The 17,003-nt window shown below is 54.4% G+C and carries 16 protein-coding genes; 8 read left to right on the top strand and 8 right to left on the bottom strand.

Annotated features, from left to right (window positions below):
* The first annotated feature begins 474 nt into the window (after positions 1 to 474).
* The 8 genes from sdhC (at position 475) to sucD (ending at position 10,119) form a co-directional block, all read left to right on the top strand.
* Complete coding sequence (gene sdhC / locus HV243_RS17510; protein ID WP_016152282.1) at positions 475 to 879, top strand: succinate dehydrogenase cytochrome b556 subunit; 405 nt, start codon at positions 475 to 477, stop codon at positions 877 to 879.
* Positions 873 to 1,220 carry a succinate dehydrogenase membrane anchor subunit gene (gene sdhD, locus HV243_RS17505; RefSeq protein ID WP_005122550.1) on the top strand — a complete coding sequence of 116 codons (348 nt, stop codon included), beginning with the start codon at positions 873 to 875 and terminating at the stop codon, positions 1,218 to 1,220. Before sdhC ends, sdhD begins: the two co-directional genes overlap by 7 nt.
* Positions 1,220 to 2,986 carry a succinate dehydrogenase flavoprotein subunit gene (gene sdhA, locus HV243_RS17500; protein ID WP_003022919.1) on the top strand — a complete coding sequence of 589 codons (1,767 nt, stop codon included), beginning with the start codon at positions 1,220 to 1,222 and terminating at the stop codon, positions 2,984 to 2,986. The genes sdhD and sdhA overlap by 1 nt, the downstream gene beginning before the upstream one ends.
* 15 nt (positions 2,987 to 3,001) lie before the next feature.
* Entirely contained in the window at positions 3,002 to 3,718 is a 717-nt protein-coding gene (gene sdhB, locus HV243_RS17495; protein WP_003022921.1) for a succinate dehydrogenase iron-sulfur subunit SdhB, read from the top strand.
* Positions 3,719 to 3,953: 235 nt separating this feature from the next.
* Positions 3,954 to 6,755: a 2-oxoglutarate dehydrogenase E1 component gene (sucA, locus tag HV243_RS17490; protein WP_016152283.1), complete on the top strand. Its 2,802-nt coding sequence runs from the start codon at positions 3,954 to 3,956 to the stop codon at positions 6,753 to 6,755.
* Between the two features lie 14 nt (positions 6,756 to 6,769).
* On the top strand, positions 6,770 to 7,993 hold the full coding sequence (gene odhB, locus HV243_RS17485) for a 2-oxoglutarate dehydrogenase complex dihydrolipoyllysine-residue succinyltransferase (protein ID WP_016156001.1): 1,224 nt from the start codon (positions 6,770 to 6,772) through the stop codon (positions 7,991 to 7,993).
* Between the two features lie 90 nt (positions 7,994 to 8,083).
* Positions 8,084 to 9,250, top strand: a complete 1,167-nt coding sequence (sucC, locus tag HV243_RS17480) for an ADP-forming succinate--CoA ligase subunit beta (protein WP_003022927.1) — start codon at positions 8,084 to 8,086, stop codon at positions 9,248 to 9,250.
* Complete coding sequence (gene sucD / locus HV243_RS17475; protein ID WP_003022929.1) at positions 9,250 to 10,119, top strand: succinate--CoA ligase subunit alpha; 870 nt, start codon at positions 9,250 to 9,252, stop codon at positions 10,117 to 10,119. Before sucC ends, sucD begins: the two co-directional genes overlap by 1 nt.
* Positions 10,120 to 10,213: 94 nt before the next feature.
* Here sucD and HV243_RS17470 read toward each other — a convergent pair whose 3' ends face one another.
* The 8 genes from HV243_RS17470 to otnK are packed head-to-tail and all read right to left on the bottom strand — an operon-like array spanning position 10,214 to position 16,968.
* Complete coding sequence (locus HV243_RS17470; protein WP_053388608.1) at positions 10,214 to 10,867, bottom strand: aspartate/glutamate racemase family protein; 654 nt, start codon at positions 10,865 to 10,867, stop codon at positions 10,214 to 10,216.
* Positions 10,864 to 11,283: a heme-binding protein gene (locus tag HV243_RS17465; protein WP_016152289.1), complete on the bottom strand. Its 420-nt coding sequence runs from the start codon at positions 11,281 to 11,283 to the stop codon at positions 10,864 to 10,866. Before HV243_RS17465 ends, HV243_RS17470 begins: the two co-directional genes overlap by 4 nt.
* Before the next feature lie 5 nt (positions 11,284 to 11,288).
* Complete coding sequence (locus tag HV243_RS17460; protein WP_053388609.1) at positions 11,289 to 12,635, bottom strand: bile acid:sodium symporter family protein; 1,347 nt, start codon at positions 12,633 to 12,635, stop codon at positions 11,289 to 11,291.
* Between the two features lie 21 nt (positions 12,636 to 12,656).
* Positions 12,657 to 13,469 carry a 3-keto-5-aminohexanoate cleavage protein gene (locus HV243_RS17455; protein ID WP_149330249.1) on the bottom strand — a complete coding sequence of 271 codons (813 nt, stop codon included), beginning with the start codon at positions 13,467 to 13,469 and terminating at the stop codon, positions 12,657 to 12,659.
* A gap of 28 nt (positions 13,470 to 13,497) precedes the next feature.
* Positions 13,498 to 14,274 (bottom strand): TIM barrel protein, encoded by a 777-nt coding sequence (locus HV243_RS17450; protein WP_053389805.1) that lies wholly within the window; start codon positions 14,272 to 14,274, stop codon positions 13,498 to 13,500.
* Entirely contained in the window at positions 14,255 to 15,061 is an 807-nt protein-coding gene (locus HV243_RS17445; protein WP_046274719.1) for a DeoR/GlpR family DNA-binding transcription regulator, read from the bottom strand. Before HV243_RS17445 ends, HV243_RS17450 begins: the two co-directional genes overlap by 20 nt.
* A 9-nt stretch (positions 15,062 to 15,070) precedes the next feature.
* Entirely contained in the window at positions 15,071 to 15,715 is a 645-nt protein-coding gene (locus HV243_RS17440) for an aldolase (RefSeq protein ID WP_053389804.1), read from the bottom strand.
* Positions 15,712 to 16,968 carry a 3-oxo-tetronate kinase gene (otnK, locus tag HV243_RS17435; RefSeq protein ID WP_053389803.1) on the bottom strand — a complete coding sequence of 419 codons (1,257 nt, stop codon included), beginning with the start codon at positions 16,966 to 16,968 and terminating at the stop codon, positions 15,712 to 15,714. Before otnK ends, HV243_RS17440 begins: the two co-directional genes overlap by 4 nt.
* Between the last annotated feature and the right edge of the window lie 35 nt (positions 16,969 to 17,003).

The following is a 17,003-nucleotide window of genomic DNA, read 5'->3' as shown; positions in this document are numbered from 1 at the left end:
TAATAACTGTCCTGACTGTATTGGTCAATACTTCCACACTGTTACATAACTAAATGTCCGGTGAAAGAGTGACCCCATAACTTTTACGCATTATATGCTTTTTCTGGTGTCGTTTGTAACAACTTTGTTTAATGATTGTCAAATTAGATGGTTAAAAATTAAAATAATGTTGTTATCGTGACCTATGTCACTGTTCGGGATAAAACCCGACAAACTATATGTAGGTTAATTGTAATGATTTTGTGAACGTCCTATACTGCCGCCAGGTCTCCGGAATACCCTGCAATCCCGAGCCAACCAGCGTTGTAACGTGTCGTTTTAGCATCTGGAAGCAGTGTTTTATATGACGCGTAGTTATAGTAAGGACGCTGTCTGACCCGCACGCAGACCGGAGGAAGGAAATCCCGTCGTCTTTCAGGCTACAGGTGTCTTCATCTTCTGTACCCGAAGTCCAAAGGGAATAATAAGAACAGCATGTGGGCGTTATTCATGATAAGAAATGTGAAAAAACAAAGACCTGTCAATCTGGATCTACAAACGATCCGGTTCCCAATCACGGCGATAGCGTCCATTCTCCATCGCGTATCCGGAGTGATCACCTTCGTGGCGGTCGGGATTCTGTTGTGGTTATTGGGTACCAGCCTTTCCTCCCCTGAAGGTTTCCTCGCGGCGTCATCCATTATGAATAACTTCTTTGTGGAGTTAATTCTGTGGGGGATCCTGATTGCGCTGGCATATCACGCCGTAATGGGCATTCGCCATCTGTTGATGGATTTTGGCTATATCGAAGAAACCCTCGAAGCAGGGACACGTTCCGCCAAAATTTGTTTCGTTATCATTGTCGTGCTTTCACTTCTCGCAGGAGTCCTCGTATGGTAAGCAACGCCTCCGCATTAGGACGCAACGGCGTACATGACTTCATTCTGGTCCGTGCTACCGCTATCGTTCTGACGTTATACATCATCTATATGGTCGGCTTCTTCGCCACCAGCGGCGAACTGACGTTTGAAGTCTGGACCGGTTTCTTCTCATCGGCATTCACCAAAGTCTTCACCCTGCTGGCTCTTTTCTCCATCTTGATTCATGCCTGGATCGGCATGTGGCAGGTGTTGACCGACTACGTTAAACCGCTGGCCGTGCGCCTGATTCTGCAACTGGCTATCGTCGTTGCGCTGGTGGTTTACGTCATTTATGGATTTGTTGTGGTGTGGGGTGTGTAATGAAACTGCCAGTCAGAGAATTTGATGCTGTTGTGATTGGTGCCGGCGGCGCAGGTATGCGCGCGGCGCTGCAAATTTCCCAGAGCGGTCAGACCTGTGCGCTGCTCTCCAAAGTGTTCCCAACCCGTTCCCATACCGTATCTGCGCAAGGTGGCATCACCGTTGCGCTCGGTAATACCCATGAAGATAACTGGGAATGGCACATGTACGACACCGTGAAAGGGTCGGACTACATTGGTGACCAGGACGCTATTGAATATATGTGTAAAACCGGTCCGGAAGCGATTCTGGAGCTGGACCACATGGGGCTGCCGTTCTCTCGCCTCGATAATGGCACAATTTATCAACGTCCGTTTGGCGGCCAGTCGAAGAATTTCGGCGGCGAGCAGGCGGCACGTACCGCGGCAGCGGCAGACCGTACCGGCCATGCGCTGTTGCACACGCTGTATCAGCAGAACCTGAAAAACCACACCACTATCTTCTCCGAGTGGTACGCGCTGGATCTGGTGAAAAATGCCGATGGCGCGATTGTTGGTTGTACCGCGCTGTGTATCGAAACCGGTGAAGTAGTTTACTTCAAAGCCCGCGCAACCGTGCTGGCAACCGGCGGTGCTGGCCGTATTTATCAGTCCACCACCAACGCCCACATCAACACCGGTGACGGCGTCGGTATGGCTATCCGCGCTGGCGTGCCGGTGCAGGATATGGAGATGTGGCAGTTCCACCCAACCGGTATCGCTGGCGCGGGTGTTCTGGTAACAGAAGGCTGTCGTGGTGAAGGTGGCTACCTGCTGAACAAACACGGTGAGCGCTTCATGGAGCGTTATGCCCCGAATGCGAAAGACCTGGCGGGTCGTGACGTGGTGGCGCGTTCCATCATGATCGAAATCCGCGAAGGTCGCGGTTGCGACGGTCCGTGGGGGCCGCACGCCAAACTGAAACTCGACCACCTGGGTAAAGAAGTGCTGGAGTCCCGTCTGCCGGGTATTCTCGAACTGTCCCGTACCTTTGCTCACGTTGACCCGGTGAAAGAGCCGATCCCGGTTATCCCAACCTGCCACTATATGATGGGCGGTATTCCGACCAAAGTCACCGGCCAGGCGCTGACCGTGAATGAGCAGGGCGAAGATGTGGTGATCCCAGGGCTGTTTGCCGTCGGTGAAATTGCCTGCGTATCGGTTCACGGTGCTAACCGTTTGGGCGGCAACTCACTGCTTGACCTGGTGGTATTTGGTCGTGCTGTGGGTCTGCATCTGCAGGAATCTATCGCAGAGCAGGGTGACCTGCTGGATGCAACCGAAGATGAAATCGACGCTTCTCTGGCGCGTCTGAATCGCTGGAACGGTAACCGTAACGGTGAAGACCCGGTGGCAATTCGTAAAGCGCTGCAAGAATGTATGCAGCATAACTTCTCGGTATTCCGCGAAGGCGATGCGATGGCGAAGGGCCTGGAAGAGCTGAAAGCGATTCGCGAACGCCTGAAAAATGCCCGTCTGGACGATACCTCCAGCGAGTTCAACACCCAGCGCGTTGAGTGTCTGGAGCTGGATAACCTGATGGAGACCGCGTACGCCACTGCAGTATCTGCAAACTTCCGTACCGAAAGCCGTGGCGCGCATAGCCGCTTCGACTTCCCGGAACGTGATGACGAAAACTGGCTGTGCCATTCCCTGTACCTGCCAGAGTCGGAATCCATGACGCGACGTCAAGTCAATATGGAACCGAAGCTGCGCCCGGCATTCCCGCCGAAGATTCGTACTTATTAATGCGGAGACAGGACAATGAAACTCGAGTTTTCAGTTTATCGCTATAACCCGGATGTTGACGACGCTCCGCGCATGCAGGATTACACCCTGGAGGCGGAAGAAGGGCGCGACATGATGCTGCTGGATGCGTTGATGCAGCTGAAAGAAAAGGATCCGTCGCTGTCGTTTCGTCGCTCATGCCGTGAAGGGGTTTGCGGCTCCGACGGTCTGAACATGAACGGCAAAAATGGACTGGCCTGTATCACACCTATTTCTGCGCTGAATCAGCCGGGCAAGAAAATTGTCATTCGCCCGCTGCCAGGTTTACCGGTTGTGCGCGATTTGGTGGTAGACATGGGGCAATTCTACGCACAGTATGAGAAGATTAAGCCTTACTTGTTGAATAATGGGAAAAATCCTCCGGCTCGTGAGCATTTACAAATGCCAGAGCAGCGTGAGAAGCTCGATGGGCTGTATGAATGTATTTTGTGTGCATGCTGCTCAACGTCCTGCCCATCATTCTGGTGGAACCCGGACAAGTTTATTGGCCCGGCAGGCCTGTTGGCCGCGTATCGCTTCTTAATTGATAGCCGCGATACCGAGACCGACAGCCGTCTGGAAGGTTTAAGTGACGCTTTCAGCGTATTCCGCTGTCATAGCATCATGAACTGCGTCAGCGTATGTCCTAAAGGGCTGAACCCGACGCGCGCCATCGGTCATATTAAGTCGATGCTGCTCAAACGTAGTGCATAAGTAGTTGTAGTTGCCGGGGAAGAGATTCCCCGGCCGTGCAGGGAAACCTCTAAAAACTGCCACATTGATAGCAATAATCGCAGCCTGAACGATGACGATTATTAGACAGTTTTTAAAGGTTCCTTAGCGGACGCAGATGACACGACAGTCCGCAACAAGTGAACCCCGGCACGCACATCGGTGTGCGTGGTAGTATCCACGGCGAAATAAGCATACAAATGCTTAAGGGATCACGATGCAGAACAGCGCTTTGAAAGCCTGGTTGGACTCTTCTTACCTCTCTGGTTCTAACCAGAGCTGGATAGAACAGCTCTATGAAGACTTCTTAACCGACCCTGACTCGGTAGATGCTAACTGGCGTTCGACGTTCCAGCAGTTACCTGGTACCGGAGTCAAACCGGATCAACTCCACTCAAAAACACGTGATTATTTCCGTCGACAGGCGTTGATTACCCCACGTTACTCTTCTTCTATTTCCGACCCTGATGCCAATGTGAAGCAGGTTAAAGTCCTGCAGCTCATTAACGCCTATCGTTTCCGCGGTCATCAGCATGCGAATCTCGATCCGCTGGGACTGTGGCAGCAAGAAAATGTGGCCGATCTGGATCCCTCCTTCCACGATCTGACCGATGCGGATTTCCAGGAAAGCTTTAACGTGGGTTCTTTTGCCGGTGGCAAAGACACGATGAAGCTGAGCGACCTGGTTGTCGCGCTGAAACAAACCTACTGCGGCCCGATTGGCGCCGAGTATATGCACATCACCAGCACCGAAGAAAAACGCTGGCTTCAGCAGCGTATCGAGTCTGGCCGTACTGCGTTCAGTAGTGAAGAGAAGAAACGCTTCCTCAGCGAACTGACCGCAGCGGAAGGTCTGGAACGCTACCTGGGTGCAAAATTCCCGGGCGCGAAACGCTTCTCGCTGGAAGGCGGTGATGCGTTAATCCCAATGCTCAAAGAGATGATCCGCCACGCCGGTAACAGCGGTACCCGTGAAGTGGTACTGGGTATGGCGCACCGTGGTCGTCTGAACGTCCTGGTTAACGTGCTGGGTAAAAAGCCGCAGGATCTGTTCGACGAGTTTGCGGGCAAACATAAAGAGCACCTCGGCACCGGCGACGTGAAGTACCACATGGGCTTCTCGTCGGATATCGAAACCGAAGGCGGCCTGGTTCACCTGGCGCTGGCGTTTAACCCGTCGCACCTGGAAATCGTTAGCCCGGTGGTTATCGGTTCCGTACGTGCACGCTTGGATCGTCTGGACGAGCCGAGCAGCAATAAAGTGCTGCCAATCACTATTCATGGTGATGCGGCAGTAACCGGGCAAGGCGTGGTTCAGGAAACCCTGAACATGTCGAAAGCGCGTGGTTACGAAGTGGGCGGTACCGTTCGCATCGTTATCAACAACCAGGTGGGCTTCACCACCTCTAACCCGCTAGATGCACGTTCTACACCGTACTGCACCGACATCGGTAAGATGGTTCAGGCGCCGATTTTCCACGTGAACGCGGATGACCCGGAAGCGGTCGCTTTCGTAACGCGTCTGGCACTGGATTTCCGTAATACCTTTAAACGCGATGTCTTCATCGATCTGGTGTGCTACCGCCGTCACGGCCACAACGAAGCCGACGAGCCAAGCGCAACCCAGCCGCTGATGTATCAGAAAATCAAAAAGCATCCGACTCCGCGCAAAATCTACGCTGACAAGCTGGAAGCGGACAACGTCGCTACGCTGGAAGATGCGACCGAAATGGTCAATCTGTATCGTGACGCGCTGGACGCAGGCGAATGCGTGGTGAAAGAGTGGCGTCCAATGAATATGCACTCCTTCACCTGGTCTCCGTACCTCAACCACGAATGGGATGAAAACTACCCGAACAAAGTTGAGATGAAGCGTCTGCAGGAGCTGGCAAAACGCATCAGCACCGTGCCTGAAGCGGTGGAAATGCAGTCGCGTGTTGCCAAAATTTACGGCGACCGTCAGGCCATGGCCGCAGGCGAGAAGCTGTTCGACTGGGGTGGCGCAGAGAATTTGGCTTACGCCACGCTGGTTGATGAAGGCATTCCGGTACGTCTGTCGGGTGAAGACTCTGGCCGCGGAACCTTCTTCCACCGTCATGCGGTTATTCATAACCAGGCGAATGGTTCAACGTACACTCCGCTGCAGCATGTGCATAACGGCCAGGGCACGTTCCGCGTATGGGACTCCGTGCTGTCTGAAGAAGCGGTGCTGGCATTCGAGTACGGTTATGCCACGGCAGAACCGCGCACCCTGACTATCTGGGAAGCGCAGTTCGGTGACTTCGCCAACGGTGCGCAGGTGGTTATCGACCAGTTCATCTCTTCCGGCGAGCAGAAGTGGGGCCGTATGTGCGGTCTGGTTATGCTGCTGCCACACGGCTATGAAGGTCAGGGCCCGGAGCACTCCTCCGCGCGTCTGGAACGTTATCTGCAACTTTGCGCTGAGCAAAACATGCAGGTTTGCGTCCCGTCTACCCCGGCACAGGTTTACCACATGCTGCGTCGTCAGGCGCTGCGCGGAATGCGTCGTCCGCTGGTAGTGATGTCACCGAAGTCGCTGCTGCGTCATCCGCTGGCGGTGTCCACGCTGGACGAACTGGCAAATGGCACCTTCCTGCCAGCCATTGGCGAAGTAGATGAACTTGATCCTAAAGGCGTGAAGCGTGTCGTGATGTGTTCTGGTAAGGTTTATTACGACCTGCTGGAGCAACGCCGCAAGAACGACCAAAAAGATGTCGCCATTGTGCGTATCGAACAGCTCTATCCGTTCCCGCATAAAGCGGTGCAGGAAGCGCTGAAACCGTTTGCTCATGTACATGATTTTGTCTGGTGCCAGGAAGAGCCGCTCAACCAGGGCGCATGGTACTGCAGCCAGCATCATTTCCGTGAAGTAATTCCATTTGGGTCAGCTCTGCGTTATGCAGGTCGCCCGGCCTCTGCCTCTCCGGCAGTAGGATATATGTCCGTTCACCAGAAGCAGCAACAAGATCTGGTTAATGACGCGCTGAACGTCGATTAAATAAAGGATAAATAATGAGTAGCGTAGATATTCTTGTTCCCGACCTGCCTGAATCCGTAGCGGATGCAACGGTTGCAACCTGGCACAAAAAACCGGGCGATGCAGTACGTCGTGATGAAGTACTGGTAGAAATCGAAACTGACAAAGTGGTACTGGAAGTACCGGCATCAGCGGACGGTATTCTTGATGCGGTTCTGGAAGATGAAGGGACAACCGTCACTTCTCGCCAGATCCTCGGTCGCCTGCGTGAAGGCAACAGCTCTGGCAAAGAGACCAGCGCCAAGTCTGAAGAGAAAGATTCTACTCCGGCACAACGCCAGCAGGCGTCTCTTGCTGAACAGAACAACGATGCCCTGAGCCCGGCGATCCGTCGCCTGCTGGGTGAGCATAATCTCGAAGCCAGCGCCATCAATGGCACCGGCGTCGGTGGTCGTATCACGCGTGAAGATGTTGAAAAGCATCTGGCCAAAGCACCGGCTGCGAAAGCAGAAGCCAAAGCGCCGGCCGCCGCGCCTGCACCACAGGCTCAACTGGGCGCTCGTGGCGAAAAACGTGTTCCGATGACCCGTCTACGCAAACGCGTAGCTGAGCGTCTGCTGGAAGCGAAAAACTCCACCGCCATGCTGACCACGTTCAACGAAGTCAACATGAAGCCAATCATGGATCTGCGTAAGCAGTACGGTGATGCGTTCGAGAAACGTCACGGTATCCGTCTGGGCTTTATGTCTTTCTACGTGAAAGCGGTTGTTGAAGCGCTGAAACGCTATCCGGAAGTGAACGCGTCCATCGACGGTGATGACGTGGTGTACCACAACTACTTTGATGTCAGCATGGCGGTCTCCACGCCGCGTGGCCTGGTCACGCCGGTCCTGCGTGATGTGGATCTGCTGGGTATGGCTGACATCGAGAAAAATATTAAAGAGCTGGCAGTTAAAGGTCGCGACGGCAAGCTGACGGTCGACGATCTGACGGGCGGTAACTTCACCATCACTAACGGTGGCGTGTTCGGTTCCCTGATGTCTACCCCGATCATCAACCCACCGCAGAGCGCCATCCTGGGTATGCATGCCATCAAAGATCGTCCGATGGCCGTAGACGGCAAGGTTGAAATCCTGCCGATGATGTATCTGGCGCTGTCTTATGACCACCGTTTGATCGATGGTCGTGAGTCAGTAGGCTTCCTGGTAACCATTAAAGAGTTGCTGGAAGATCCGACGCGTCTGCTGCTGGACGTGTAGTAAATAAGAGTATCACCTGCCCCGTAGGTCTGGAGGCTTATCAGGCCTACGGGTAAAAGATAACGATTACCTGAAGGATGGACAGAACACATGAACTTACATGAATATCAGGCAAAACAACTTTTTGCCCGCTATGGCTTACCGGCACCGGTGGGTTATGCCTGTACTACTCCGCGTGAAGCTGAAGAAGCTGCATCTAAAATCGGCGCAGGCCCGTGGGTAGTGAAATGTCAGGTTCACGCTGGTGGCCGTGGTAAAGCGGGCGGTGTGAAGGTTGTGAACAGCAAAGAAGACATTCGCGCTTTTGCTGAACACTGGCTGGGTAAACGTCTGGTCACTTACCAGACAGACGCCCATGGTCAACCGGTAAATCAGATTCTGGTTGAAGCAGCGACCGACATTGGTAAAGAACTTTACCTCGGCGCAGTTGTTGACCGTAGTTCCCGTCGCGTGGTCTTCATGGCCTCTACCGAAGGCGGCGTGGAAATTGAAAAAGTGGCGGAAGAAACGCCGCACCTGATCCATAAAGTAGCGCTCGATCCGCTGGCCGGTCCGATGCCTTATCAGGGTCGTGAACTGGCGTTCAAACTGGGTCTGGAAGGTAAACAGGTTCAGCAGTTCACCAAGATCTTCATGGGTCTGGCGACTATCTTCCTTGAGCGCGATCTGGCGCTGATCGAAATCAACCCGCTGGTGGTGACCAAGCAGGGTGATCTGATCTGCCTCGACGGCAAACTGGGCGCTGACGGCAACGCGCTGTTCCGCCAGGCTGACCTGCGTGAAATGCGCGACCAGTCTCAGGAAGATCCGCGTGAAGCACAGGCTGCACAGTGGGAACTGAACTACGTCGCTCTGGACGGCAACATCGGTTGTATGGTTAACGGCGCGGGCCTGGCAATGGGCACCATGGACATCGTTAAACTGCACGGCGGCGAACCGGCTAACTTCCTCGACGTTGGCGGCGGTGCGACCAAAGAACGTGTAACCGAAGCGTTCAAAATTATCCTCTCTGACGACAATGTTAAAGCCGTACTGGTTAACATCTTCGGCGGTATCGTACGCTGCGACCTGATCGCGGACGGTATCATCGGCGCGGTAGCAGAAGTGGGCGTTAACGTTCCGGTCGTGGTACGTCTTGAAGGTAACAACGCTGAACTCGGCGCGAAAAAATTGGCTGATAGCGGCCTGAATATTATTGCAGCGAAAAGTCTGACGGATGCAGCTCAGCAGGTTGTTGCCGCAGTGGAGGGGAAATAATGTCAGTTTTAATTAATAAAGATACCAAGGTTATCTGCCAGGGCTTCACCGGTAGCCAGGGGACATTCCACTCTGAACAAGCGATTGCTTACGGTACGCAAATGGTCGGCGGCGTTACGCCGGGCAAAGGCGGCACCACGCATCTGGGTCTGCCGGTGTTCAACACCGTACGTGAAGCAGTAGAAGCGACCGGCGCAACCGCCACCGTTATCTACGTTCCGGCTCCGTTCTGCAAAGACTCCATCCTGGAAGCTATCGATGCAGGCATCAAGCTTATCATCACCATCACCGAAGGTATCCCAACGCTGGATATGCTGACTGTGAAAGTGAAGCTGGATGAAGCTGGCGTGCGCATGATTGGCCCGAACTGCCCAGGTGTTATCACCCCTGGTGAATGTAAAATCGGCATCATGCCGGGCCATATTCACAAGCCTGGTAAAGTCGGTATCGTTTCTCGTTCCGGTACGCTGACCTATGAAGCGGTTAAGCAGACCACCGACTATGGTTTTGGTCAGTCTACCTGTGTGGGTATCGGCGGCGACCCGATCCCTGGCTCTAACTTCATCGATATCCTGAAGCTGTTCCAGGAAGATCCGCAGACTGAAGCGATCGTCATGATCGGTGAGATCGGCGGTAGCGCGGAAGAAGAAGCAGCGGCGTACATTAAAGATCATGTGACCAAGCCGGTTGTGGGTTACATCGCGGGTGTGACGGCGCCGAAAGGTAAACGTATGGGTCATGCTGGTGCGATCATCGCAGGTGGTAAAGGTACGGCGGATGAGAAGTTCGCTGCGCTGGAAGCCGCTGGCGTGAAAACCGTTCGTAGCCTGGCCGATATCGGCGAAGCGTTGAAAACAGTGATTAAGTAAGAAAAAAAACAGCCCTGACTCTCTGCATAGTCAAGGGCTGGTCCCGTTTCGACATGGTTGGCCATCTGATGATGGCCTTTTTTTGGCCTGTAATTCAGCTTTCAGCCAGTGTTTTCAACCAGCGAATTCCGCTTTCCGGCGAGGTCATTACCGGCACCGGCGGGGAAGGGAGCTGCTGTAAAACGCGCGCCATCGAGGCCTGCGCCAGCATCACAACATCTGCCTGGGTAAAGGCGCTCTGTAACCCTTCACTGACGATACGGTCATGAGTATCCATGTCTCCCGCCAGCAGCGCGTGGAATGCCTCCTCCATTAATATAGGCGTGATGGTTCGCGATTTACCGCTCTGCTGCACTTTGCGCTGTACGTAATCCAGCGTTAGCTTCAGCGTGGTTGCCACGGTCGCCAGTACGGCGATCCGCTCACCTTTTTCAATCGCCTCTTCCACCATTGCGCAATCAATGCGTGCGAGCTGAAGTGGGGTCATAAACTGGCATTGCTCCACCGCAGTACCAATTGAGGAACAGGCGGTAATAAAGATATCGCAGTCCGCCTTTTCGGCAATATGCACATAGTCGGCGATGCGGGCGGCAATATTGGGCGTCACGCCCTGGGCCTTCATTACCTGCTTGATCATGGATTCTTCCACCAGGTGCATGACTTCAACATCCGGCATGATGTCGGCAATCAGCTGTTGCATCATCGTAAGCGTGGCGGCACTGGTATGCAGCATGGCGACCTTTTTCATTGGGCAATCTCCTTAAGTAACGTTTCCGCGACGGCCAGCGCCGCATCATGATCTTCCTGCGCGGATAAACCGCCTACCGCGACGGCCCCAAGGCATTTTCCTTGGTGCAGAATCGGGATCCCGCCCGGCAGCGCCGTAAACAGCGGGTCGGCAAAATAACCAATATCCAGTTGCTCTTTCTGCAGTCGCTGTAAAAATGCCTGCGTGGTACAGCCCAGGCGGCTACTGGTGCGTGCTTTGCGCTGGGTTAACTCGATGGTTAACAGTTTGGCGTTATCCATCCGCGCAAAGCTGAGTAGTTCGCCATTGGCATCGCATACGGCCACGCTTAACGGGCGTTTTGCGTAACATGTTTCGGCAAGGTCGAGCGCAGAGGCCACGGCGCGCAGGGCATGCCCCAGAGTGAGAGTTGTCATCGTGATTATCCTTTTGACAGATTTTCGCAAGCGGGTTGAACGGGATCTTTGGCTGCGGCGGCCTGCGCCTGTTTGGCGTCTTTCTTGCGCCAGTAGTTCGCGAGCAGCGAGCCGCTGACGTTGCCAAGCGGAGTCATCACCGCCGAGGCCAGGCCAACCGTTGCCAGTTTGCCCATCGCTGCGGCAAGCCCGGACGCCATGCCGCCGTTTTGCAGGCCGACTTCAAAGGCTACGGTGCGGGCAGACTGTACGTCCATGCGGAAGATCCAGCGGCTCATCAGATAGCCAATCAGGAAGCCGCCGAGGTTATGCATCAACATGGCGAAGCAGAGCAGGAAGCCGACCTGCACCAGGTTCTCGCGCCCGGCTGCGGCTGCGGTGGTCGTAAAGAAAATGATCCCCATCATTGAGATGGTCGGCATGATTTTCTTCACGCCCGCCACGCGGCCATACAGCCAGTTGTAGAACAATGCCCAGACGAGACCGCCTGCCACGAAGTTGAGCACCACCGCGTACATTTGCGCGTCGGCGCTGGCGTGACCAAACAGCGCGTCCCAGCCGCCAGCAATCATATACAGCAGCCAAAGAGCGCCGATCCCGGCCAGCATCTGGACGACACGGCGTCCGCGCACGCCCGCATAGGTTTTCAGATAGTCATGCAGAATTGCCGCGCCGATGGGGATCAATACGATTTTCACCACATCCATTACCATCGCGGTGAGCTGGATATCGATCATCGACCCCGCCAGCAGATTAACCCACAGCGGCGTCATCACCGTCGCCGCCAGCGTTGAGACTGCGGCGATCGAGACCGCCAGCGCCAGGTTGGCGTTCGCGATATAGACCATGACGGTAGAGGAGAGTCCGCTTGGGCAGGCGCCAATCAGCAGAATCCCGACCGCCACCTCAGGCGGAAAGTTAAAGATAAGCGTAATGCTCAGGCCGAGCAGAGGCATGATGACGAAGTGGCAGAAGGTGCCAATAAACACCGCCCACGGCATTTTGGCGACGTCAATAAAATCCTGGATCGTTAGCTTAGTGCCCATGCTAAACATGGTGGCCTGAATGACGAGAAACACGATCCATTTATGGGTGATATTGAAACCGCCCCAGACGATCAGATCCGTAGACCAGGTCATGGCGGCGACAAACCCGGCGATGATCCATAGCGTAAACTGATAGCTGCGTAGACCCGGCCAGTAGCCTGCACCGGCGGCGAATCCGGCGGTGAACATCACCAGCCCGGGCTGCCAGAGCGCCGCGGACTGGATTAGCGCACCGATAATCGCCAGCGCCGCGCCCGCAACGCTGATACCGAGTCCGGTTTTGTGAATAACAGTGGTCATAGTCATGTTGAAATGTCCTTGCTGTTGTTATTGCTGCCGGGATGGAATAGATAACATGTGCCGCGCAATTTCTGGCGTGGCGACTTTTTTATCCATGCTGCGAATGAGCGTGGCGAGTTTGGCAACCTGCTGGTAATTATGCTGTGATTTTTCTTCAGCGCTTAAATAATAGCTATCCTCAAAGCCGATGCGTACTTCACTGGCCCCCATGCCGACGGCGGCGGCAATAATATCGAAGTTCTTTCTGCCAAAATGAGTAATACCCCATAAGGCATCGCGCGGGATCATGCTACGCAGAGCAATTAAAGCGTCAATGGTTGCTGGCGTACTGCCGCGATGGCCGAGGACGATATTAAAGAGCATGGGTTTTTGGAATTTTATTTTATCTTCAAGGTTCAGGATGTTATTAATCATGCCAATTTCAAAAACTTCAAACTCGGGAATGATATTGCGCTCGACTATTTGCCGGGAGCAATATTCCACGTCCGGACCGGGATTAAAGTACACCGCATCTCCGAGGTTGACGGAACCGACATTCAGCGAAGCCATCTCTACGCCGGGGCAGGAGAGTGGCGCGCAGCGTTCGGCGATGGACATTGAAGAGACGCCGCCGGTAGACGCCTGAATAATCAGGTCTGAATGGCGCATGACGTTATCAATGGTCGCCTGAAAATCGGTGGTATCCGGCGTCAGGCGACCCTGTTTATCGCGAACGTGTAAATGCACGATGGACGCGCCATGCTCTACGCTGGCGAGTATTTCCTGCGCCAGTTCTGCGGGTATAACTCTGGGGCAATCCGCGGCAACGGGTGCCAGCGAAATAATAACAGTATCCGACATATTTTCCTCCGGTACAGAGATATTTAAATTATAGGTAAGGCGTTATCCAGTTTAATGAGTCGGGCCCTGACGTTGACGGTTGATATTCACAGCCAATCCAGTCCTGGTAATTCATTTTTCTAATAAAATCGAATAGCCATGCTTCATTTAATTCACCTGTTCCCGGTTCATGGCGATAGGGGACAGAAGCAATTTGAAAATGTTTAATTAAGGTGAAGTAGCGTTCAATATTTTTTGCCACATTGCCATGAATTTTCTGACAGTGGTAAATATCAAACTGTAAACCGATATTTTTCTTGCCAACCTCTTGAATGATAGATTCGGCCAACGGAAAGCTGTCAATAAAATAACCGGGCATATCCTGCGAATTTAACGGTTCAATCAGCACATCGATTTCCGCTTCAGCCATCATATCGCAGGCGATACGCAGCCGGTTGGTCAGGAGAGTGCGCTGAGCGTGAAGCGTCAGATCGCCGCAGCGCGAACCGGCCATAACGTGAACCCGACGACAGCCCAGCGCCGTGGCGTAATCACGCGCCACGTTGAGGCTATGGTGAAATTCCTGGTCTCGACCGGGCTGCGCGGCCAGTCCCCGCTCACCTTGTGCCCAGTTACCCGCCGGTGCGTTCATCAGCACCACCGGCAGGGATGTTTCCCGCTGTGCAGCGTGCAAATGCGCCAGCGGGTGCTGCCAGAGAAATAGCCCTTCAACGCCGCGAAAACCAGCCACCTGCGCCGCCGCAAATCGCGCTGCTATCGGTAAATCTGTAAACAACCAGTCGAGGTTAGCCGCTAACTTCAGCATGGCGCGCACCCTCCCGGTTATCAACCAGATGCAGCTTAACGCCCTGGCTGGCAAGAGTTTGCTGGGCGTTTTCCGGTAACCGGTTATCAGAAATAATGTCGGTTAACTGTTCCAGCCCACAGATATGGAACATGCCGTATTTGCCAAACTTACTGCTGTCGCAGACCAGCACCCGACGCCGGGAAACGGTGAGTACCGCTTCTTTAACCGAGGCTTTCCCTTCGCTCGGCGTCGACATGCCGCGTTCGGTATCCCACGATGAGGAGCTCAGAAACGCCACGTCAATATTAATGGTGCGCAGAAAACTGGCGGCGCTTTTTCCAAGGCATGAGCGGTTACGCTGATCCACCAGACCACCGGTGTGATAGAGCGTGATGTGCGGCATATCCATCAGATAGTGGCTGATGGAAAAATCGTTGGTTACTACCGTCAGATTGAAACAGTGGCTGGCGGCGACCGCTTTCGCCACTTCAAACAACGACGTTCCGGCATCCAGATACAGCGTTTGTCCGGGCTCAATGAGCATGGCGGCGAGCTGGCCCATTTTACGTTTCACGTCATGATTCAACTCGGCTTTTTCCCGCCATGGCAGCTCGGATTTCAGCAGGTTATTCAGCTTCACTCCGCCGTTAATGGCGATAACTTTGCCTTCTTCTTCCAGCAACTGGATGTCGCGACGCACGGTCATATGCGACACGCTCATCAAATCTGCCAGTTCATTAAATGAGGCGGCATTTTTTTCGTGCACGTAGCGGTAGATAAAATCACGTCGTTGCTCGGGGATCATTATGTCACCTCACGCTTGCCGGGAATGTTCAAGTTCGGCCACCGCTTCTTCTGAGAGCGGAACATAGCCAAGCGGTTTTAACGTCAGCCAGATGCGGGCGCTGTCTTCCAGTTCTTCGGCGTTAAACACCGCCTCACGCAGCGAGCGACCGCTTACTACCGGCCCGTGATTGGCCAGCAGCGCGGCCGTATGGTCTGCCGCGATTTCACTCAGTGCGCTGGCAATGCCTTCATGACCAGGCTTGAAATAGGGCAGCAGCGGTAACTGCCCGACGCGCATCACATAGTACGGCGTTAACGGCGGCAGGCAGTTTTTCGGCGTGGCGCACGGCAGGCAGGAGAGCGCGGTCAGCCATGGAGAATGCAGGTGCACGACCGCGCCGCAGGATGGCCGATGTCGATACCACGCCAGATGCATGGGCACCTCTTTTGAGGGTTTGTCGCCGCTAAGATGAACGCCGTTGGCATCCAGCCGACTTAGCGTGGCAGGATCAAGCTCGCCCAGACAAGAGTTGGTCGGGGTCACCAGATAGCCGCCATCCGGCATTTTGACGCTAAGATTGCCGGAACCGCCGCTGCTGTAACCGCGCATAAACAGGGAACGGCCATAGTGGACGAGTAGTTCGCGCAGTTGGTGTTCACTCACCGAATTCATAATGCGTACTCCTGGGCAGTAAAAAAGAAATCGTCGTCACCAAAGTTGCCTGACTTCAGCGCCAGCGCCAGACCGGAGGAAAATACCCACGGTACGCCTGGCGCAATGGCTTTGCCGACGGACAGACGCTTCACCTGCAAGGCTTCCACAACGGTGCCGGAGGTTTCTCCGCCCGCGACGATAAAGGTGTTTACACCCGCAGTTCGTAGCTTTGAACTCAGCCGGGCAAAAGCGTGTTCGATTGCCTGGCTGGCGACCTGTTCGCCGTGCTCCTGTTGAATACGTTTGAGTACGTCTGGCGGCTGGGTGGCGTATATCAGTGGCGCTAATGGGTCGCTGATATGCGTCATCGCCCAGGCGCTCAGTTCATCGGTGTAGCGTTCGGCATCAGACAGGCAGCGGGACACATCAAGCAAACGAGACGCTGCCGCGGCCTTGTAGCGATTAACCTGACGATTGCTCATTGCCGAACAGCTACCGGAGAACACCACCGTTTTGGCAGGCAGTGGAAAAGAGTCCGGCGGCATGGATTGCTGGCCTCCGTTGCAGGCGGCCAGCGCGCCGCCGAGTCCGGAGCCCCCGGCTAACAGAGGGCTGGCATGGAGAGCTTGCGCCAGCGTGTTGAGATCTGCTTCATCCAGCGTATCGACGATAACGTGACGCGTACCTTCAGCCTGAAGTTGGGCCAGGGCGTAAGTGACCGCTTCCACACCTTGACGCAGGGTCGTGAGGTTGATGCAACCAACCGCGCCTGGCGTTTGCGCGCTCAGCAGGCGCGGCAGGCTGGCATCGTTCATTGGATTGAGCGGATGCTTTTCCATCCCGGATTCGTTAAGCAGTACACCGTGTACAAAAAGATGACCATGCACCACCGTGCGTCCGTTTTGCGGCAGAGCGGGGCAGTGGACGATCAGCGGAACCTGCAGGTCGTTCATCAATGCATCGCTGACCGGGCCAATATTGCCTGTTGGCGTGGAGTCAAACGTCGAACAATATTTAAAATAAATCTGGCGGACACCTGCATTTTGTTTCAGCCAGCGGGCACAGGACAGGGATTGGGTGACGGCCTGTTCTGCGGGTAATGAGCGGCTTTTCAGCGAGATGACGATAGCGTCAACCTCTTCATTCCAGCATTGCGCGGTATCGGGCATACCGGGCAGAAGCGCGACGCGCCACCCCTGCTGCGCCATAAAGCTTGCAATGTCCGTTGCGCCGGTAAAATCGTCGGCGATAACGCCTGTGGTGACGGCCATGGATCAACTCCGTTCAGATTGTTTGCTAATTGAAC

The sequence above is a fragment of the Citrobacter sp. RHBSTW-00599 genome, from assembly GCF_013784065.1.
GTDB classification, from domain to species: Bacteria; Pseudomonadota; Gammaproteobacteria; order Enterobacterales; family Enterobacteriaceae; genus Citrobacter; species Citrobacter braakii.
Note: the sequence above shows the minus strand (reverse complement) of the source record. Positions and strands in the feature narration are given on the sequence as shown.